Origin of the sequence: Legionella fallonii LLAP-10 (genome assembly GCF_000953135.1) — a bacterium.
GTDB lineage: Bacteria > Pseudomonadota > Gammaproteobacteria > Legionellales > Legionellaceae > Legionella > Legionella fallonii.
In genome coordinates, this window is the sequence record NZ_LN614827.1 from 74,494 (window position 1) to 94,634 (window position 20,141).

The window sequence follows — 20,141 nt, forward strand, 5'->3', positions numbered from 1 at the left end:
TGTTGACCATCATCAATTTCGCTGTGCCGCGGCATGTGGCCTAGTAGATAGTTTTATGCATTTTTAAGAAAATCGTGGCTAACTTTTTGATAGGTGTTATCAAAGTTGTCCTGGATAATGATGGCTACATTATTTGCCGATTTAATCGTTTCTGCCTGTTTTAGTATACCTGTTTTGAATTTCCAACCTTTAGGTAGAGTTAGTTTCGCACCCAATTGTGCGAGAGAGCCTTCGGTTTGGCTTTTTTTACGCACGCTATAAGAGAGCATGACATAGATATCACCATGATTATCAATCAGTTCGTACACCGGTTTACCTGTTTCAAACAGCCATGTTGTTTGTCGTTGTACTTCATGCCTGTAATAGGGATATTTCGCTTTGAGTAAATTGGTCCATTTTATATAAAGTTGTCCTGCATGTTGCATCTTAATGCCACTAATGGTTTTCTTCGCCGCATTATTTGCCGCAGGATTATTAAATCCATCAATTACCCAATAGCGAGGTCCATTTAAATAAACAAAGGATGAGCCCGTCTCTTTTTTAACTTGGGATTCTGTTACTTTATTCCACATTGTTGTTGGACAGTCATTGATTCCCAGAGTATTGTAAATGGCATAGTTAGTAACTAATTTTGACACAATAATTTCACAATATTGTTTTCCTCGCATCTGCGAGCTTCCTGTTTGCACGGCAAATAGGGGCAAGGTAAACAACAATAATAAAAGAGACAGCAAGCGGTTAGCGGCATAGTGGTGCATTATTACTCCCTGTAATCAAAATGCATTAAGTCATATAGAGCTTAATTCCAGATTTTATGCCCTATTGCAACAGTAAATTTTGCTTTTGTCTAGTAGCTGATGGCTTGATCTTAAATTACACAATTCTTAATAAATCCTTAAGTAAAAATGGTTATAATATGCTCAGTTTTTCTGTTTTTTATGAAAACAGCAAGGGTAACTAGGCTATCAATCTTGGCTTTTAATTAATTTTATTAGGAAAAATTATGACGAAATACATTCATTTATCAATTGTTCTTTTAATTGGCTTTTTATGCTCGCAAGCCCATGCGCAAAAGACAATTAACTTGAGCCCTAATGAAACTAAACTTCTAGCCAATAATACCCTTTGGACTATCAATGCAACCTGTACTATTCAAGGTAGCAAGCGATCCCATGGTAAAATTAAAATAAGTGTTCTAAAAAATAAAGGAACTATTAATGGCAAAAATTTATCTACAGGTCATGCGACTACAGTAACGGTAAAAAATAACAGCAGCATCTCGGTAAGTGCCGAAGCCGGAACCCAAATCAATTTAATTAATCTAGGAAATGAGGGATTGCAGGCTGTTTGTAATACCTAATCAACCATAACGATTAGATTAAGGATTTATTATGTTTGTAATTTCCACAGCGATAAATAATCCCTAACAATTACCCATCTATGTGCAACTCTCCTCTTTGACGTCGAGCAATTTGTTGCTCGACCTACGCCGCCATTACGTGTTTGTGGTTCTACCATGTGTATTCTGTACATAATTTTTTTCTTCAATATAATCGACAACTTATAGTTAATTTAAATCAGGCGGCTTAAGCTTTTTTAGGAATATAGGATGTTGACTCAACTTAGAAAGTACATTACTCATGTCAGTGCAAATTTAATGAGCTTTTCTTCAGCACTAGTACAATCGACCTCTTCTTTACTACCGGATGGGGTAACAACTATAGCAAAATCTTTATTTCACATTTCAGTCACCGATTTTTTACCCGCCGCTTTAGCTTTTTCCTTAAATCGTCATTTACAAGATGGCTTATCTCAGTATGAAGACGATCTTCCTGAAGAGGCTATTGTCTATCGCAATGGTGTAATGCTTACTGCAGCAGCTGTGAATGTATTATTTCTTTCTTTTATCACTTCTCGCGCTATTCGGGGGGGCATAAGAACAGCAGGACTTACAGCTACAACGCCACTTTTATTAAATCAAGGGAGTCTGGACGACGACATTCCACGAGCACGCCTGTATGATTTGGGTGCGTTCCATTCCAGTTTCAATAGAGCACTACAAGGATTAGAGTTTATCGGTGGGATTATAGTAAACGAGGGAGTTGATCTGTTCCTTCCTGAAGATTACATAACCAAATTTTTTTGCAAAATATGGGTGGGCTATGAAATAGTAGATGGGGCAATGAGTAGAAACGATCTAATGCGTTTATCCACTCTTCGAATTAATAGTTTGCCCTTATTAGTGGGGAGTTCTTACTTTTTAAGCTCCTATATGAAGGATCATGTATTAGATGGCAATACCAATCCATACTTTAATTTGTTGATTGATAATTGCATCTTTGTCGGTCTATTTGCTGTGGTGGCCAATTTGAAATTAAGAAATGTCCCTTTACAGAGCGAACCTGGTTTTTTTAATGCTCTACAGGATTGGCGCGCATCTTATTCAATAGAGTTGCTCCGTTCTCTTTCCAGAAAACTTAAAAATTTAGAGCATTATGATTTAAGTGGTTTTAATGCATTGGAAAGCATGTATACGAATGTTGCTAAAGCAACTTTATTACCCACGATGTTGCATTCTCCCAAACAATTTTTTGATGATAAGGTAATTAGTGAGTTATTAGATGGATTATCGCCACAGGCGGTATCTTATCTGCAAGACAAATATTCAACAAAGCAAATTGAGACGTTTTTAGGCCATTTGGAAATATTAATGACGAGAAAATTGATACCCCGGCATACCCAATCGCTTTGTCGTTTTTTTGCTATTAATACTTGGTCTGATGCGTTTCAATCCAAGTTGCTCTCCGTGAGAAGAGTCAATCCAATGCCTGATTCAGACGATGAAGAAATTGAGAGCGACGACGATTTTTCGCCGAATCATTTTAGATGATTTCATTGTCATTTTTTATAAGGAATATTAAATTTTAGTTTTTTACTGCTCGTACTTAATGCTCTTGATTTTCTGTACTTTGCCCCCAGTTAGCAACATGGCTATAGTGCTTAAAAACGACAGGAAAAGAGAGAGTGATGAACATAATAGATTTCCGTAGTGATACGGTGACAAAGCCTAGCAAAGCCATGTTAGAAGTCATGATGCGTGCTGAGGTAGGGGATGATGTTTATGGCGAAGATCCTACAGTAAATCGATTGGAAGCCATGATTGCTGAACGGGCAGAGATGGAGGCCGCACTTTTTGCTCCTAGCGGGACACAATCTAATTTGCTAGGCATTATGGCGCATTGCGAACGAGGTGACGAATATATCGTTGGCCAAACTGCTCATACTTACTTATGGGAAGGAGGGGGGGCTGCCGTTTTAGGTAGTGTGCAACCTCAGCCCTTGGATTTCGAGCAAGATGGCTCTTTGAATTTAGACAAAGTAAGCATGGCGATTAAACCTATTGATGATCACCATGTACGTTCTCGACTACTTTGTCTGGAGAATACAACTCAAGGCAAAGTACTGCCTCTTGCCTATTTAAATCAGGTTCGTCTTTTTTGCCAGCAACATCATTTATCTTGCCATCTTGATGGAGCACGGGTGTTTAATGCTGCAGTAAAGCTGAACGTTGAATTACACGAGATCAGTCAATATGTAGATTCTATCTCTATTTGTTTGTCCAAGGGATTGGGGGCGCCTATAGGTTCTGTACTTTGTGGGACAAAAGAACTAATCACCAAAGCAAGACGTTGGCGAAAGGTTGTTGGTGGTGGAATGCGCCAGGCGGGAATTATTGCTGCCGCAGGAATTTTTGCCTTGGAACATCATGTCTCGCGTTTAAAAGAAGATCATGATAACGCACACGCCCTTGCCCTTGGTTTAGCTGAAATAGATGAGCTAGAAGTTGATAAAGGTACTTTGCAAACCAATATGCTTTTTATTAAGGCCCCCAATCAATATGCTGGATTATGGGAGCATTTGCGGCAGCACAATATTCTTTTTCCTAAAAGGCCTAATCCATTAAACATCATAAGGCTGGTAACTCATCTGGATATTACTGCCATGGATATTCAATATACTATTGATGCAATAAAAAAATATTATCAATTGAGTTAAAGCCTTTTTTCTAATCCCGTGACAGGTCCGTGGGCTTCGGTTCTAATAGGAGATAGAGCTCTAATACAAGTATTTTTTAATCCGGTAATTGCTATTATTGGTTGAGATCATTAGGCTTTTAGTAGGGATGTTCTTTTTCAAATGGACGATGCACTATGATTTTGTCACAACATTATCTATTATTAAAAACCCTACATATTTGTGGTGTGGTAATTTTCCTTGGGAATATTGTAGTCACTGCTTTTTGGAAAGTCTTTGCCGATCTATCGCATGATTGGCGCATTGTTGCTTTTTCGCAACGATTAGTGACTTACACGGACATCTGCTTTACCTTTCTCGGTATTGTGCTTATTGCCATTACAGGAATGCTGTTAGCCAGTAATTATGGCAATTACTGGCATGTTTATTGGATTTTCTGGGGATTATCTTTATTTATTGCTTCCGGGGTTATCTGGGTAGTGATACTCATTCCTCTACAAATCAAATTGCACTTCATGGCAAATCGCTTTCAGGAATCAGCAGCAATACCACATCAATACTGGATTTACGAAGGTTTATGGGCAATTTTTGGCACCATCGCAACGATTCTGCCTTTCATTACCTTATATTTCATGGTGTTCAAACCAAGTTAACTGCTTTTAGGTAAATTCCAGGCCAATCTATTTACAAGCCACAATCAGTTGGCCGGCTCTCTGGCGGGCTTTCTTGCTGTTTCTTCAATTGCCGTTCTAGAGTGCTTATTTCTATTTTTGTTCCATTAATGAGCTGCTTGATTGAAATGAAAAACAAATAGCGTTCGGGCCCTTGATCACCATTATATTCTGTTTGCTCCGTTTCATATCGTTCAAGTCTTGCTTTTGCTTCTTGCAATTCCTTTTCAATTTGCTTCACTGCTCACTCCTTGATTCTTGATGAAAAATCCAAAGATCATGTCAGTTCATGATTCCCTTCATATGCAATATAACGAGCATATCCATAAAACTCCATCAATTTATAAGGAAATAAATAACCTGTTGCTATTGCCGCAAAGATAATTCACCATGAGAGTTAGATGGATTATGTTAATTGGTTTAAGTAGTAATTTTCAGGGATGCTAAAGATGAGTAAGCAAAGTATTATCATCGGTGATGAAAAAGTCAGAGCGGGAACACATAAAACGATATTCCTCCCCATGCCTAAATTATATGATTGGACCCCCATAAGCCTACCTATTCATGTTATTAATGGTCCGGAAGAGGGGCCTACTTTATGCATTACCGCGGCCGTTCACGGTGATGAAATAAACGGCGTTGAAATCATACGTCGTCTTTTGAAAAAAAAGGGATTGAAACGAATTAATGGCAACATCATTGCCATTCCCATAGTTAATGTTTACGGCTTTTTATATCAAGAACGCTATCTAATGGACAGGCGCGATCTAAATCGTTCTTTTCCTGGAAATTCTAAAGGGTCACTTGCCTCAATTTTGGCGGGCATTATTAGTAAAGAAATTTTAACTCAATCCACACATGCTATCGATCTGCATACAGGATCCAATCATCGTTTTAATCTGCCGCAGATTCGCGCCAATTTGGATATGAGCGGTATAGAAGATTTAGCACGGGCTTTTAATGTCCCAGTAATACTGCATTCCAGTTTCAGAGATGGCTCGATGAGGGAGTATGCTAATGAGCAAGGAATCCCTCTACTAGTCTATGAAGCTGGAGAGGCACTACGTTTTCACGAGTTATCTATTAGAACTGGCATTAATGGTATTTTAAGTGTGATGCTTGCCCTAGAGATGATCAAACCAGGTAAATACCATTTAAAAAAATGTGTGCCGACTATTTCTCGAAACTCTTATTGGCTGCGCGCTCCAACCAGCGGTATTTTGAGGCATATTAAAAAAGCAGGGGATAAAGTCACTAAAGGGCAGGTTATTGCTATTATTGCTAATCCAACGAGTACGGAAGAATATAAATTGAAATCACCTCTTTCCGGAATCATTATTGGTGAAAATATGTTGCCCTTGGTTCACTCGGGACAAGCCTTATTTCATATTGCTAGTTTTGAAAAATTAAATGTGGTTGAGGAGCAATTGGAGAATATTCAAGAGGCATTTAATCTTGCAGATGATGAGTACTAAGAGCAACATCGTAAATAATAGACTAAAAATAATTAAGCCAAAAACGTAATAAAGTCGTTATTGCTTGAGGAGCCTCCATAGGACACATATGCCCGGCATCTTCAATAACAGCTAGTTTTGCGTGAGGAATTGCATCTGCTAATTCTTCGTGCTCAGTCAAGGAAAAATTTTTATCTTCGCGTGCGTGAATGACTAATGTTGGCATAGTCAGTTGTGTTAAAAATGAAGTAATTTCTTTCCGGGTTAATAACGCTATTTGTTGATTGAGAAAGGCCTGTTCCCCCACTCTTAGAAACATAGAGATTACTTCTTTTTTTATTTTATTATGAAACACATAATAATTGGCTAAATTGGTTGCTACAGTTTTAAATTTACCTTGTTCAACTGCATGGATCATCTCAATTCGGTTTTGTTGTTTTTCTGGCGAATCTGGTCGTGCAGAAGTGTTGATTAAGCATAATTTAGAAACACGCTCAGGGGCTTGTCTAGCCAATTCCATTGCCAGCCGTCCTCCCATAGAATGACCTACCAAACAAAATTTGCCTGCAATTTGCTTTAAAACCATTTCTAGTAGGTCTGCTGTGTTATTACTTGAGGTGATAGGGATAACACTACAAGCCGCCAACTCACTGAGATGACTTACCTGATAGGCCCATACCTTTTGATCGGATAAAACTCCCGGTAAAAAGATTAATGTCTCTCGTGGCATAATAATCTCCCTGATTAGATACCCAGTTAATAACGAGGCGGTAAGGGCCTTTTTTATCACAACTATAACTATCGATTATTTTATTTTTTGGTCATCGATGCCAAAAAAGCTTCGGCATTTTTGCTGATCTCTTCTTGGGTCAGATCTTTAGTATGTGTTGCAATCATCCATGAATAGCCAAAGGGATCTTTAAGGTGGCCTGCTCTATCACCCCAAAACATATCGGCTACCGGCATAGTGACTTGTCCTCCTGCAGCTATAGCTTGGTTAAACATTGCATCAACATCAGATACGTAGACAAACAAGCTAATTGGCGAATGCCCCATAGTTTCTGCACTTTTGGGACAATTTTCACTGCCGTGCATTTCATCGCCCATCATGATGATCGAATCGCCAATTTTTATTGTCGCATGCATCACTCCTTTGCCATCGGGAGAGGGAAAGAGATCAAGTAATTGAGCGTTAAATGCCTTTTTATAAAATTCTATTGCTCGTCGGCAATCTTTAAAAGTAAAAGACGGGGTAAGTGTGTGAAATCCATCGGGTATTGCTTTGACCATATTGTTCTCCTTGAACACGGTTTATCAAAATACAAAGTATAGGATAGCCATCAAAATAACTTAGTCAAAGAAATATTTTATTAATTCCTTTACCCACATTGTAATCGCCATCTATAGTAGATAGATAAGGGAGCGAAGGAACGTATGAATGAACAACGGATTAAAATCCCGGGAAGTTTTGCTAAAAATTTCTAATCTGGAGATGGATGAGGTCTATGCTGAACTCAAAACATCGAAAGAGGGGTTGTCCCCTCGTGACGTCGAGGAGCGATTGGAGCGTTATGGCAAGAATCAAGTCGCGCGCGAAGAGTCTATATCGGGATACCGGATGTTACTCAATAATTTTAGGAATCCATTCATTTTGGTGCTCATTTTATTGGGCGTCGTTTGTTACATTACCCATGATATGAGAGGAACTATAGTTGTTACGGTTATGGTGCTGCTTAGTGTCATCATGCGTTTTATTCAAGAATACCGCTCTTCACAAGCCTCAGAAAAGCTAAGAGATATGGTACTCACCAAAGCTACCGTCAGGCGCCATAGTGAAGAGGTTGTCGAGGACAATGAGCAGGCCACCAACAAAAATAAAGGTAAGAATAAAAATAAAATAGAAGTTCCTTTTGAAGACTTAGTGCCCGGCGATATTATTTATCTTTCTGCTGGCGATATGGTGCCTGCAGATGTCAGACTAATTCACTCCAAAGATTTATTTATCAGTCAATCTGCCTTAACGGGCGAATCCATGCCTATAGAAAAATACGATACTCTTGCTAGTGTTGTGGAAAAATCCATTCAAGTGAAGAGTGATACAAGTACTAACCCTATGGAGCGTAATAATCTCTGTTTTATGGGAACCAGTATCGTTAGTGGTTCTGGAGAGGCTGTTGTCATTGCTACAGGACATCGCACTTCTTTTGGCTCTCTTGCAAAAAGTATTATTGGTCATCGTAGCATCACCAGCTTTGATAAAGGGGTGAATAGTGTGACCTGGCTATTGATACGTTTCATTTTGGTTATGGTGCCTATTATTTTTGTTATCAATGGCTTCGTTAAAGGGGATTGGCAAGAAGCATTTTTGTTTTCTATTGCGGTCGCGGTCGGCTTGACTCCAGAAATGCTTCCTATGATTGTTACGGCAAACCTTGCTCGTGGTGCCGTTGCCATGTCCAAGCATAAAGTAATAGTAAAACGTCTCAACTCCATTCAAAACCTGGGAGCCATGGATATTCTCTGTACCGATAAAACAGGCACCTTAACGCAAGACAAAATTATTTTGGAAAAATATCTGGATGTTAATGGCCAGGAATGTCTGCAAGTTCTGGAATATGGGTTTCTTAACAGTTTCTATCAAACCGGGCTCAAAAATATGATCGATAGAGCCATTCTGGAACATCGTGATATTGAACGTCAAATAAAGCTCTCTTCAGGATATAAGAAAATCGATGAAATTCCTTTTGATTTTATAAGACGCAGGATGTCCGTGGTAGTCAGTGAAGAGGAAAATCAACATCTTCTCATTTGTAAGGGAGCTGTTGAAGAATTGCTTGATATTTGTTCTGATTTTCATCTGGGTGATGAAATTACTTCTCTTGGTGCGGAGCAGCGGGGCAAGATTATTGATCTAGCTTATAGTTTAAATGCAGAAGGATTTCGCGTTATTGCTATAGGCTATAAAAAATTACCCATGACCGACACACCCTATTCTGTGAGGGATGAAAGGCAACTTATTTTATCCGGATTGATGGCATTTTTAGATCCTCCCAAAGAAAGCATCACAGAGGCGATCAAGGAATTGAACAAGCATGGAGTGGAAGTCAAAATTTTAACCGGTGATAACGACATAGTTACTCGGCGTGTTTGCAAAGAGGTAGAGCTATTCTGTCATGAGGTATTGCTCGGTGATGCTATAGAACAGATGTCCGATGGGGAGTTAAGTGCACGCGTAGAAACCACCACTATTTTTGCCAAGCTTGCTCCGCTGCAAAAAGCGCGCATCATTAAGATATTACAAAATAAAGGCCATACGGTAGGTTTTCTTGGTGATGGAATCAATGATGCTGCCGCGTTACGAGATGCTGATGTAGGTATTTCGGTTGATTCAGCAACAGATATAGCCAGAGAGTCCGCTGATATTATTCTCTTAGAGAAAAACTTACTGGTTTTGAGTGAGGGGGTTGTAAAGGGCAGGGAGGTGTATGGCAATATTATTAAGTACATCAAAATGACGGCCAGTTCTAATTTCGGCAATGTATTTAGTGTTCTTATTGCCAGTGCTTTCTTACCTTTCTTGCCTATGTTGCCATTGCAATTATTAATTCAAAATCTTTGCTACGATGTATCACAACTGGCACTCCCATGGGATAGAATGGACAAGGACTTTCTGCAAACGCCAAGAAAATGGGAGCCTACCGGTATTGCACGGTTTATGATTTTTATTGGTCCTACCAGCTCTATTTTTGATATGACCACCTTCGCTATTATGTGGTTTATTTTTCATGCCAATTCGCCAGAAACACAGGCGCTATTTCAATCAGGTTGGTTTGTTGAGGGTTTATTATCGCAAACATTAATTGTCCATATGATACGTACCCAAAAAATACCCTTTATCCAAAGTATGGCCGCAACGCCTTTAATCACTATGACCGTGGTGATTATGATTCTAGGGCTTTATTTACCTTATTCCTCCTTGGGACCCATATTGCATTTAGTGGAACTACCAGCAAGCTACTTTTTTTGGCTTATACTAACGCTGTTTTCTTATTGTGCTTTAGTACAAGTCGTTAAAACTTGGTATATCAAAAGATTTAAAGCCTGGTTATAACTTCAGCTTTATTCCAAGCCTACACATATTTCCAAGAAAATAGTGCCCAAAATGGTAGTTAACTCTGCTTTTTTATATTGGTTAAAGCCATTGCCATGTAACATCAGAGTACTGAGATGTGGGGGCAGTACTGCAAAAGCTTGAGTTAATGTGTCTTTGTCTTGATGATTCAAATGATTAAAACTTAAATCTAGATAGGTTAACGCTCTTGAAATAGAGGAAAACAATTGGACTAATTCCTGGCCATTCATTTTATTGAGGGTATTATGGCGTAAGCTAAGTGAGGTAATACTCTGAGGAATGGCGGCAAAAGCCCTGGCTAATACATCACCACTTTGATGACTTAGATTATTCCAGCTTAATCCCAGAGTGATAATACGATCAGGTATGGCCGTAAATATTTTAATTAAGTCTTCTTCGCCTTTCTCCGCGCCTAAATAGTTAAAACTTAGATCCAGGGAATTAATTTGTTTTGGCAGGCGTTTTAGGACTCTAGCAAAATCAGCCCCTTTTTTCTGGAAAAAGTCGTTATTACTCAAATCTAATGAGGTTACGCTTTGTGGTATATTTTTAAAAGCAGCGTTTAACTCAGTGTTCCTTTTATTGTACAAACCATTATAGCTTAGATCTAAAAAGGTACAGTCATTAGGGATTTTGGTAAATGCACGAACAAATACCTCTTCATTCAGATTAAATAATTCAGATAGCTTATAAATCATGATCACTCATTCCAAATTAATTAAAGCAATTAAGCTAAGTTTAGTCGATAAAATAGACTTGGATTAAATTTGCACATGAAGTGCCGTCTAATGACCATGGTGATTTGTTTGATAGCGAAAACGAAAATAGACGGTTGTTTTAGATGAAAGTAAATGCAAAATGGAATACTCTTTCTATCATAGAATGGCTTCTTATTGTTACAGGGATATTTATGGTATCGGACAAAATGCAATTAGTTACAGGGGGCATGGGTATACTCTTTAGGGCCGCATTATTTGTATTGTCGACAGTAGCATCAGCCAATCCCGAGATGATAGCGAATGAGCCTCATCGGGGATTTTCAAACCCACATGCCGCCGCTATGCAAGTGCCAAGAGAACATAGGCAATTTCAAAATGTAAGACCTCATGAAGTAATACGTCCCTTGCATGGACCCAATGGAGTCCAACATAACGAAATTAATGTGCCTCAGATACAGCATAAAGTAATACAACAACCAATAGTAAAGCCCATACAAAAACCTATACAAAAGCCTATTCACCATGGTCTTCAACCCACAGTAACTCCTATTAATACCCCAAAGCCGATAACCCCAACACCTAATAAAACAATTCACCCGATAAATCCTTATAACAACAATAGGAATTTTTATCCTGCTCATGTGGTGGTCAATACCAAGCCCAGCCACTTAAATAATCCCATGACGCAACAAAACCTGCATCATGCCATGACGTGGAATCAACAGTTTGTCCATGCTGCAAATAACGCCCAATGGGTACACGAGGTTAACGGCTATCAACAGCAATACCATAAACAATTTTATAACTATAATGTACAACGGTTTAACGTTTATGGTCATTACTGGCAGAACAATCATTACCATAATTGGTATAATGCATGGTATCACTTGGGATTTTATGGGGGGTTTTGGTATCCAGTACGACCCTTTTATGCCATAGAGAATTATTTTACTTATCCCGTCGTTCAATGGTTCTTCGTGGATGAAGCCGTTGCGCCGCAATATTACACTAATTATTATGTTTCTCAGCCAGCCCCGCCTCCTGCGTGTATCGAAACGTTTCCTTACAAGAATGTTTACTTCCCTACGGATACTTTGCGTGATCTTCTTGTTGAGGTTAGTGGTTTCCCACAACAATTACGTTGTAACTTCCGTGAGGCAATAATTGGTATTACTTCTCAATTAAAAGACGATATGAGCAACTATTTCGCGCTCTCTTTTACCTTTCGTCCTGACGATATCGTTATCAATTATTATCAAAATTTACAAGGTCAAGCGATAGTCATCGCGGGCTTTGTCAGTCAAAATAAAATAAACATGGCTTTTGAAGCGTTATTGGATTTGCGCAATCCTAACAACAGCATTGTTTTTGCGCCGGATGGTCAAACTCCGACGGAAGAGCAACTACAAGTATTAAATCAATTAAATAGCCGCATCAAGAACTTAGGCGGCGATCCTTTTACTGCACAACAAGAACCAGCACCTAGTGCTTATAATGCCAATTCTATGAGTCAAGGCTCGGCTGCAGGTCCATAAGGTCCTGCTTCGAGCTCTCATCAATAGAACATAGTGGACAAATAAAGGTCAAGAAAGTATAATATTGCTATCTTCCTAATGCTAGGTGATAACACCCTTTTATCAATCGTACTATCCTTTGAACAATTAAATTATTGTTACATTTTACTTAACCAGAATATAACCGGGACTATTACCTATGCCTAGGCAACTTAATTATACGCAATATTACCAAGAACAAATGGATTTTCTTGTTCGCTACTTAGAAAATCATCCGTTAAATCATGTGGAACAAACTAGAGCTCAACGAATAAAAAATAAGTTGGCGAGACAACAGGTTCATTTTACTGATGATTTTTTAGCCATTACTCCTGGAGATGAATTATTAGCCACCCGCATAGGCTATGTCCCTCCTAATGGGACTAATATCTCCCTTTTAGCACCTGACAAGGATAGGGCGAATGGATATCGTCATTTAACGCGTCAGCGCCTAGTTTACGGTCCCGTTGATTTTTATTTGGGTGGTCAACTAGATAGCCCAACAGAGATCCCAGTGATTACTACCTGTGCCATTAATCTTATGGGAACATCTCCTTACGATTCAGCACGGTTTAATCCCAATGGCATTTTTAATGCGACAGAATATCAAAAAGAATGTAACAAATTAGCTGACTTTATTGTTTCTGCGGCAAAACAACATGGTCATCAACGATTGGTAATGCCCGCGTTTGGTGTAGGCCTTTATATCAAAACCATCGATTCAACATCTCAAATTAAAGCCAGAGATCTGATGTATCGTGCTTTTGCCATGGCTGCGCAAAAACATCAATTACAAGTTGATTGGATTGTTTGGGCTAAAGATACTAAAAATGACCCTGTTCGGGTACAGCAAGATCTTTCCGTTCTTAGTAACCCATACATCAGCCCCATTATTCATGCCGATTTCTTGCAGTACGGACAAGAGCTATTGGCGAAAAATGTAGACGCGGTGCTGCTTAATGCGGGAAGCGATCGCACCGTAGGTGGTCATTATACAGCAAATAAGGGCAGCATGGAGCGCTTACCCGTGGAAGAGCAAATGACCCAGCAATCTGATCTTGCGGTATTGCACACGGAGTACAATAGTGTAATGGCAGATAATTTTAGGAAACAAGTTGTTGCTCGTAGACAGTCAATAGCACAACCTAAGCCACCGGTAGTACATATCTCGGCACCATACACTCCATTAGCGGGAGCGAATGATAATGCTTTAGCAATTAAAAACTATTTAGGCGTTAATGAGCATCCTTGGGTTTTATCTAATGGGACTGACTATAAGATTTCTTTCAAAGGCGGGGCAAGCGCTCAGGCCTTAGTCAATAAGGGGCAAGGGCTGAATCTGCGCGTCATACAAGAAGGCAGCTATTCGGCAGTCTATTTATCTGCTAGCCTGTATCAAAATTTAATACAACAAGCCAAACAAGCGGCTCCGGTGCACCAGCACAATTCAAGCCACATCACCCCCTCACCGCAACCGATAGTGACTCAGCCTACACCCTACACTGAGCTGCAGGGGGGCAGGGACAATGCCTTAGCAATCAAAAGTTATTTAGGGCTTAGCGAACATCCTTGGGTTTTATCCAATGGGACTGACTATAAGATTTCATTCAAAAGTCAGGCAAGCGCCCAAACGTTATTGGATAAGAGGCAAGATCTGGGGCTGCAAATCAAGCAAGAAGGAGCTTACTATGCGGTATATTTAACCGCTAGGTTGTATCGACATGTACTACAGCAAGCCAAACAAACGGCTTCTATGCACCAGCACAATTCAAGCCACATTGTACCTCCACCGCAACCGATAGTGACTCAGCCTACACCCTACACTGAGTTGCTGGGGGGCAGGGATAATGCCTTAGCAATCAAAGGCCATTTAGGGCTTAGTGAACATCCTTGGATTTTATCTAATGGGACTGACTATAAGATTTCATTCAAAAGTCAGGCAAGTGCCCAAACGTTATTGGATAAGAGGCAAGATCTGGGGCTGCAAATCAAGCAAGAAGGCTCCTATTATGCGGTGTATTTAACCGCTGGGTTGTATCAAAATATAGTGTTACGGGCGAATCAACCTGTGCGTGCACAACACCATGCTCTGGAGCAGGAACCACCCAGGCCTGTTCATAAACAGTCTCTCCCACCTAAGGTGGTTGATAAAATATCAAGTGAAACGGTTGACGATACTCACCCTATTGATAAGCCTGATTTAGCAAACCAATTAACGATATCCGCTGTGCGAGATGCAGTAAAAAAATACCAAGAGTGGTATCGAGGGGATGTTAATCACCGAGGCCCTAATGGCTTCTTTAGCTGGTTACGCCATGGCTCGACCGGACAAAAGCGAGCTGTCGATTTAGTAGCGCAAATTACAAGTGATGGGGCAGATATAGAGGAGATACTCAACGATTTGCTAAAGAATCCTTCGACAGCCTACCATCGTCATTCTTTATCTTCCTTTTTACTTGATGAGTTAAGCAAAATTGAAGGGAGCTCTTGGTATGGATTAGCACCTAATAAAACGCTTCTTTATGATCAACACAAAGTAGTGGAGCATTTGGAGCTCGTTTCTCCTGGAGTGCAACAGCAAGGATAGTCCGTACACTGCTTCTATAGGTGACTCCCGCACTATTCCAAACATGGGGTCACCTATTTGCTATTTTTAAACTTTTACAGTAATAATGATGTATTATTGCTTATAGAGTATAAAAAATGCCCAAGGAAAAAGGCTCTACGGAATCTTATAGCTATGCGAAAGCACAAGAAAAAATAAATGCTTTAAAACTAAGAGGCTATCAATTCGTAGGTCATTTACCTGAAGACACCGCTCCTTGGGGCATGCTTAAAGTGGCTTTTTTCCTTTTTGTAAAAGATTCCAGCTATTATCAATATAGAGGGAAATCGTTATTGTCTGATCCTGTGCTGGCACTTGAGTTTGATGATAATAATGAGCCCGTAGGAGATGGTTTCTGTAAAATAATTAATGAAAATTACATCTATGTCATTTTTACACAAAAAAAATTAGAGGGTGAAGGGGGCGAAAAACTTGTAGTGCTCCTTAAAAAAGATGCAGCAATGACGGGACATTCCTTCCTAATAGGGCCTTATGGAAAACTCGCTGCTCGTATTATCGGGGGGGAGGTTTATTATCATAATGGTGAGCTATTATTGATTAATCGTAAATCAGGAAGCTTTCATCGAGAAGTAGATGAGGCTGTTCCCTTCATACGTGCGATTTGGGGTGTTGCTGGTGAAAAAGCGTTTCATGCTGCGGTAGAAAAAGATGATGTGCTCAATGAATTGCAAAGACGAAAAGCCCTATCTGCTGCATTGCGACATCCTGCGGGTGCTTTAAGTCTAGTTTCGTCCATCTTAATCGATGCCGCAAACGTTTCAGCCCGGGAGCCTTCTGCTTTACCAACTCCGGATGCCGTGACTCTTCCAGGTATGATTCTTGACACAAAACCGATGGTTAATCCTCCCCCTGTAAGTCCTGCGCCAGTCCTGTCCATGGCTCATGCACCACAAGTTACCTTCTTCAAACCAGAGGTTGCCGCCGATGATAAGCCAACACCAACATGTAGTCGTTGTATTATCCTTTAATGCTTATCTTTGCGCATTAAAATTTAAAACGTAACCCCGTAGGTTGGGTTGCGTTTTTCTGCAACCCAACGATTGACTACATTTAGCATTAAACCAGAGCCCCTACGAGTCATCGGAAAATGCCAAGTGTAATTGAGGAATTTTATCGGGATGGTTAAATAGTTTGCGGTGCCCAACGGTTACAACAGTAAAAAAATAAGTCGTACCTGGAGTGTAATCACGTCGATAATGTATCGGCAAATAATATCATGTTGGGTTGCGAAAAGATGCAACCCAACCTACGCAGCTACATATAGCATTAAATCAGAGCTTACTACGAGTAATGGCGCATCATTCATGGCCAATCTTATCTGATAAGCTAACCGGATTGCTATCCCAATCAGCTCCGTAGGTTGGGTTGCGTTTTTTTTGCAACCCAACGATTAACCTACATATAGCATTAAATCAGAACTTACTACGAGTAATGGCGCATCATTCATGACCAATCTTATCTGATAAGTTAACCGGGTTACTATCCCAATCAGCTCCGTAGGTTGGGTTGCGTTTTTTTGCAACCCAACGATTGACTACATTTAGCATTAAATCAGAGCTTACTACGAGTAATGGCGCATCATTCATGGCCAATCTTATCTGATAAGCTAATCGGATTGCTATCCCAATCAGCTCCGTAGGTTGGGTTGCGTTTTTTTTGCAACCCAACGATTAACCTACATATAGCATTAAATCAGAACTTACTACGAGTAATGGCGCATCATTCATGACCAATCTTATCTGATAAGTTAATAGGGTTGCTACCCCAATCAGGGCTGATAAGCTCATTGCGAATGTAACGATGAATACTACTGTATGGCCAATCAACGGGACGAAGAGCAACTCCGTGTTTAACGGGGTTATAATGAATATAATCGACATGCTGATTGAAATCATTTTCATCTCGGATACGGTGTTCCCAAAATCTTCGCTGCCATATGGCTTGTTCATTTTTACGTTGTCGACTACCCAAAACAACGGGGCGTTGTTCCTGGGGAACGGTTGTAGTAAATGAGCGTTTAATATTACGCCACCGAATTGAGTAATCCAGGTCATCAGTCGGTAACGTCCAAATGGTATGGAGATGGTCGGGCATAATGACGATGGCATCGATATGAAAAGGGCGACGAGCCATTTCATCGGAAAATGCCAACCGTAATTGAGCAATTTTATCGGGATGGTTAAATAGTTTGCGGCGCCCAAAGGTCACAACAGTAAAAAAATAAGTCGCGCCTGGAGTGTAATCACGTCGATAATGCATAGGCAAATAATATCATGTTGGGTTGCGAAAAGATGCAACCCAACCTACGCAGCTACAAATAGAAACCTCTTCATCATAACTCTCCAGGTGATAAAAATTAGGTCAACGCAAGCACATGCCTTTCTGATCTTATTGCTGTCAATTTGATCTTTTAAATGACGGTCTTTATAATAGTTCTTTTTAGTTAACCAGGGAATTTTATTATGAAAATGAAAATAGAAAAAGAAATCCAATCGGTGAGTGTAGATTCCATTTCAGAATCCTTTCCAGCTCAATACGAGGTTACACTTCATTATAAAGATGGAGCACAACAGGAATGTTCAACAAATGCAAAAGTACTTGCAGAACAATATATTGATTATTTGAGTGAGAATGATAAGAAGGGTGTTTTAGAAGAGATTCAACGCCTAGAAAAAGCTTTTCCTATAAAAGCAAATACAATTACTCCGAAAAACAATAGCTCTTCTTGTAATTTAAGCATGCAAATATTAGGTGGTTTTATGGCTGTTCTTGGAGCTGCAGCAGTCGCAGTTGCCTTTACTGTACTTAATGCCGCAACCTTTGGTATTGCTGGATTAGTGGTGGCAGGAATTGGAGCCGCAGTTACCCTTGCGGGAGTAGGCTTATTTGCAGTCGGTAGTCTTAAAAAATGTGATCCCGTCTCTTCCACTAATGATGTCAGTCCAAATATAAATTAAACACAATAATTTTAACACGTATGCAAAGAGAGCAATTAAGGGGGCATTTTAATCAAGTTAGTCTAGCTCCGTAGGTTGGGTTGCGTTTTTTTGCAACCCAACGATTGACTACATTTAGCATTAAATCAGAGCCCCTACGAGTCATCGGAAAATGCCAACTATCGGGATGGTTAAATAGTTTGCGGCGCCCAAAGGTCACAACACTAAAAAAATAAGTCGCGCCTGGAGTGTAATCACGTCGATAATGCATAGGCAAATAATATCATGTTGGGTAGAGCCCGGAAAATTTAATATTTAGATGAGCGAGCTTGAATGCCTTATGGGAGTGGCTCCCCTTAGTAAGTATATTCCGAACTCAACGGCGAGAGGAAGTGATAAATTTTGGTCAATGCTATTCAGCAATCACTCCCGCAAATAGAGTACAACTTACAAATTAATCAGCTTTCAATAAACTTGAATGATTAATTTTGGATATTACGTTGCTCTAAAAACCTATTAGCAAAACCGTGAGGAGAGTCTGCTTTTAAATTTAATTCATCAAGATAGATCAGTTTAAAATTAGGTTCGTCCGCGAGTGAGCTAACATCTGGATTTTCTGGATAGTGCTTGAGAAGAGGGAAAAATAAGGATTGACCAATTACATAGCGTTTGTCATTGTTCTCAGGAGACATGCCCCAGACATTTTGATAGGTAATAGCAGCCTCTTTATTATTGTTTATATCCTTCTTGCCTACATACAACATTACATGGCCACCGATATAAATAATGGTCATCAATGGATGGCCTTTTTCTTTTAACAAGCTTATGCGTTCGTCAACATTATTTTTTGATAAGTCCAGTGTTGAACTTAGCTGTGCTTGTTGAGCCGAATTTCTGGGGAGCCAAATTCCAAATGGTGTGAATATACTTTTCATCTCTTGAGAGCAATCATTAAAGAAGAATGCTCCACCCCAGCCATAAGGTCGATTTTTTAATTGGTTAATAATTTTGACCAGGCTTTTGGGCGAGGCAGTTAAAGGCATTATATCCGATGCGTTTGTATTGATAATGCCAGTTTTTATCATAGCTTGATTATGGCTATTTTTAGCGGGTATTAAGATGGAGGTTTGTTGACTATTACGCTCAATCATTGGAAATACAGATCCAACATATCCAGTGAATTGAAATTGCTGTTGATCATCGATAATGCTTGCTTCTGTTTGAGTAACTGCAATAAGGCTGTGTTGTGCTGCTGTTTGCCACTGGTTTATGAACCCAGATGAAACATAGGCAATATCATTACTTTTAACCCACGCAAAATAACCATCAGGTGTTAAGACCAATGACCAAGCTTTGTCCTTTGACACACTAAAGATATAGAGTGGCGTTCCTGCCCAAATTGCCGATTCTTGCAAATTATCAAAAGGGAATCCTTGGCCAGGTAGACTGGCATGAAAAAAATCAGGTGCATTATCAGGTAACCCCCGTGCATAGGTATTTGCAACTGAAATAGCTCTATTTTCTTCCTTGAACTCACTGGAGGCAAGTGCATATAAATCCATATTATCTCTTATTCTGCTCCACCAAGTTTGGTCGTGTTCCTTGAAATTCTCTGCATAATGTTTGTCTTCATTCGATTTTTTTTGATTGTTAAAGTCTTCTAATATTTCGATCTCAATTTTTTTCATTAACGGCAAGGCGGACGTTACCATTTGTGCGCTCCAAGGTGATAATCCTTGAGCATCAGTAGAATAATAATGATTGTAAAATTGCTTTAATTGTAAGTTTTGATATTCAGGGCCTAATAAATTTTTATTGTAATCCTCTCCATCTGGAGACAAATAGTCATTTGCATTTTGAGAATATATGATAGGAAAATCATAAATGGGTACTTCCATTGCAAAACATGCGGAAAAATAGAGGAATAAGAATGGTGCAATGATGAATTTCGTTAAATGCCGCTTATCACATATGGTATAATTCATAAGACTCTGCTTCACAACAGAAGGGTTACA

At 39.5% G+C, this 20,141-nt stretch carries 18 protein-coding genes; 10 read left to right on the top strand and 8 right to left on the bottom strand.

Annotated elements, in window-relative coordinates:
• Positions 1–53 precede the first annotated feature (53 nt).
• Entirely contained in the window at positions 54–758 is a 705-nt protein-coding gene (locus LFA_RS00300) for a hypothetical protein (RefSeq protein WP_045094420.1), read from the bottom strand.
• 245 nt (positions 759–1,003) lie between these two features.
• On the opposite strand from LFA_RS00300, the gene LFA_RS00305 reads away from it, so the two are divergent.
• The 4 genes from LFA_RS00305 (at position 1,004) to LFA_RS00320 (ending at position 4,688) form a co-directional block, all read left to right on the top strand.
• Positions 1,004–1,360, top strand: a complete 357-nt coding sequence (locus LFA_RS00305; protein ID WP_045094421.1) for an S-Ena type endospore appendage — start codon at positions 1,004–1,006, stop codon at positions 1,358–1,360.
• Positions 1,361–1,609: 249 nt separating this feature from the next.
• Positions 1,610–2,890, top strand: coding sequence for a hypothetical protein (locus LFA_RS00310; RefSeq protein WP_045094422.1), 1,281 nt, complete (start codon positions 1,610–1,612; stop codon positions 2,888–2,890).
• A gap of 137 nt (positions 2,891–3,027) precedes the next feature.
• On the top strand, positions 3,028–4,056 hold the full coding sequence (ltaE, locus tag LFA_RS00315) for a low-specificity L-threonine aldolase (RefSeq protein WP_045094423.1): 1,029 nt from the start codon (positions 3,028–3,030) through the stop codon (positions 4,054–4,056).
• 155 nt (positions 4,057–4,211) lie between these two features.
• Positions 4,212–4,688 (top strand): DUF2269 family protein, encoded by a 477-nt coding sequence (locus LFA_RS00320; protein WP_045094424.1) that lies wholly within the window; start codon positions 4,212–4,214, stop codon positions 4,686–4,688.
• 31 nt (positions 4,689–4,719) lie between these two features.
• Here LFA_RS00320 and LFA_RS00325 read toward each other — a convergent pair whose 3' ends face one another.
• Positions 4,720–4,947, bottom strand: a complete 228-nt coding sequence (locus LFA_RS00325; RefSeq protein WP_045094425.1) for an EMC3/TMCO1 family protein — start codon at positions 4,945–4,947, stop codon at positions 4,720–4,722.
• A 208-nt stretch (positions 4,948–5,155) separates the two neighbouring features.
• On the opposite strand from LFA_RS00325, the gene LFA_RS00330 reads away from it, so the two are divergent.
• Positions 5,156–6,181 carry a succinylglutamate desuccinylase/aspartoacylase family protein gene (locus tag LFA_RS00330; protein ID WP_045094426.1) on the top strand — a complete coding sequence of 342 codons (1,026 nt, stop codon included), beginning with the start codon at positions 5,156–5,158 and terminating at the stop codon, positions 6,179–6,181.
• Positions 6,182–6,203: 22 nt separating this feature from the next.
• Here the strand turns inward: LFA_RS00330 and LFA_RS00335 are convergent, their stop codons facing one another.
• Positions 6,204–6,890, bottom strand: coding sequence for an alpha/beta fold hydrolase (locus tag LFA_RS00335; RefSeq protein WP_045094427.1), 687 nt, complete (start codon positions 6,888–6,890; stop codon positions 6,204–6,206).
• Positions 6,891–6,970: 80 nt separating this feature from the next.
• Positions 6,971–7,450 carry a VOC family protein gene (locus LFA_RS00340; protein WP_045094428.1) on the bottom strand — a complete coding sequence of 160 codons (480 nt, stop codon included), beginning with the start codon at positions 7,448–7,450 and terminating at the stop codon, positions 6,971–6,973.
• A 148-nt stretch (positions 7,451–7,598) separates the two neighbouring features.
• Between LFA_RS00340 and mgtA the strand changes: the two genes are divergently transcribed.
• The gene (gene mgtA, locus LFA_RS00345; RefSeq protein WP_045094429.1) at positions 7,599–10,271 is read left to right on the top strand and encodes a magnesium-translocating P-type ATPase; all 2,673 of its coding nucleotides are present in this window, start codon (positions 7,599–7,601) and stop codon (positions 10,269–10,271) included.
• 8 nt (positions 10,272–10,279) lie between these two features.
• Here the strand turns inward: mgtA and LFA_RS00350 are convergent, their stop codons facing one another.
• Positions 10,280–10,990 (bottom strand): leucine-rich repeat domain-containing protein, encoded by a 711-nt coding sequence (locus LFA_RS00350; RefSeq protein WP_052673792.1) that lies wholly within the window; start codon positions 10,988–10,990, stop codon positions 10,280–10,282.
• Between the two features lie 143 nt (positions 10,991–11,133).
• Between LFA_RS00350 and LFA_RS00355 the strand changes: the two genes are divergently transcribed.
• The 3 genes from LFA_RS00355 (at position 11,134) to LFA_RS00365 (ending at position 16,158) form a co-directional block, all read left to right on the top strand.
• Positions 11,134–12,546 (top strand): hypothetical protein, encoded by a 1,413-nt coding sequence (locus tag LFA_RS00355; RefSeq protein ID WP_045094430.1) that lies wholly within the window; start codon positions 11,134–11,136, stop codon positions 12,544–12,546.
• Between the two features lie 178 nt (positions 12,547–12,724).
• Positions 12,725–15,151: a hypothetical protein gene (locus tag LFA_RS00360; protein ID WP_045094431.1), complete on the top strand. Its 2,427-nt coding sequence runs from the start codon at positions 12,725–12,727 to the stop codon at positions 15,149–15,151.
• Between the two features lie 116 nt (positions 15,152–15,267).
• Positions 15,268–16,158: a hypothetical protein gene (locus LFA_RS00365; protein ID WP_045094432.1), complete on the top strand. Its 891-nt coding sequence runs from the start codon at positions 15,268–15,270 to the stop codon at positions 16,156–16,158.
• 471 nt (positions 16,159–16,629) lie between these two features.
• Here LFA_RS00365 and LFA_RS00370 read toward each other — a convergent pair whose 3' ends face one another.
• Positions 16,630–16,857: a hypothetical protein gene (locus LFA_RS00370; protein ID WP_045094433.1), complete on the bottom strand. Its 228-nt coding sequence runs from the start codon at positions 16,855–16,857 to the stop codon at positions 16,630–16,632.
• Between the two features lie 52 nt (positions 16,858–16,909).
• Positions 16,910–17,449 (bottom strand): REP-associated tyrosine transposase, encoded by a 540-nt coding sequence (locus LFA_RS00375; RefSeq protein WP_045094434.1) that lies wholly within the window; start codon positions 17,447–17,449, stop codon positions 16,910–16,912.
• Positions 17,450–17,652: 203 nt separating this feature from the next.
• Between LFA_RS00375 and LFA_RS00380 the strand changes: the two genes are divergently transcribed.
• The gene (locus tag LFA_RS00380) at positions 17,653–18,147 is read left to right on the top strand and encodes a hypothetical protein (protein WP_045094435.1); all 495 of its coding nucleotides are present in this window, start codon (positions 17,653–17,655) and stop codon (positions 18,145–18,147) included.
• Positions 18,148–18,608: 461 nt separating this feature from the next.
• Here the strand turns inward: LFA_RS00380 and LFA_RS00385 are convergent, their stop codons facing one another.
• Positions 18,609–20,111: an SH3 domain-containing protein gene (locus LFA_RS00385; RefSeq protein WP_084602069.1), complete on the bottom strand. Its 1,503-nt coding sequence runs from the start codon at positions 20,109–20,111 to the stop codon at positions 18,609–18,611.
• Between the last annotated feature and the right edge of the window lie 30 nt (positions 20,112–20,141).

Coding starts and splice junctions, on each gene's coding strand:
- LFA_RS00300 (WP_045094420.1), bottom strand. CDS start 758: ATGCACCACTATGCCGCTAACCGCTTGCTGTCTCTTTTATTATTGTTG.
- LFA_RS00305 (WP_045094421.1), top strand. CDS start 1,004: ATGACGAAATACATTCATTTATCAATTGTTCTTTTAATTGGCTTTTTA.
- LFA_RS00310 (WP_045094422.1), top strand. CDS start 1,610: ATGTTGACTCAACTTAGAAAGTACATTACTCATGTCAGTGCAAATTTA.
- ltaE (WP_045094423.1), top strand. CDS start 3,028: ATGAACATAATAGATTTCCGTAGTGATACGGTGACAAAGCCTAGCAAA.
- LFA_RS00320 (WP_045094424.1), top strand. CDS start 4,212: ATGATTTTGTCACAACATTATCTATTATTAAAAACCCTACATATTTGT.
- LFA_RS00330 (WP_045094426.1), top strand. CDS start 5,156: ATGAGTAAGCAAAGTATTATCATCGGTGATGAAAAAGTCAGAGCGGGA.
- LFA_RS00335 (WP_045094427.1), bottom strand. CDS start 6,890: ATGCCACGAGAGACATTAATCTTTTTACCGGGAGTTTTATCCGATCAA.
- LFA_RS00340 (WP_045094428.1), bottom strand. CDS start 7,450: ATGGTCAAAGCAATACCCGATGGATTTCACACACTTACCCCGTCTTTT.
- mgtA (WP_045094429.1), top strand. CDS start 7,599: ATGAACAACGGATTAAAATCCCGGGAAGTTTTGCTAAAAATTTCTAAT.
- LFA_RS00350 (WP_052673792.1), bottom strand. CDS start 10,990: ATGATTTATAAGCTATCTGAATTATTTAATCTGAATGAAGAGGTATTT.
- LFA_RS00355 (WP_045094430.1), top strand. CDS start 11,134: ATGAAAGTAAATGCAAAATGGAATACTCTTTCTATCATAGAATGGCTT.
- LFA_RS00360 (WP_045094431.1), top strand. CDS start 12,725: ATGCCTAGGCAACTTAATTATACGCAATATTACCAAGAACAAATGGAT.
- LFA_RS00365 (WP_045094432.1), top strand. CDS start 15,268: ATGCCCAAGGAAAAAGGCTCTACGGAATCTTATAGCTATGCGAAAGCA.
- LFA_RS00375 (WP_045094434.1), bottom strand. CDS start 17,449: ATGCATTATCGACGTGATTACACTCCAGGCGCGACTTATTTTTTTACT.
- LFA_RS00380 (WP_045094435.1), top strand. CDS start 17,653: ATGAAAATGAAAATAGAAAAAGAAATCCAATCGGTGAGTGTAGATTCC.
- LFA_RS00385 (WP_084602069.1), bottom strand. CDS start 20,111: ATGAATTATACCATATGTGATAAGCGGCATTTAACGAAATTCATCATT.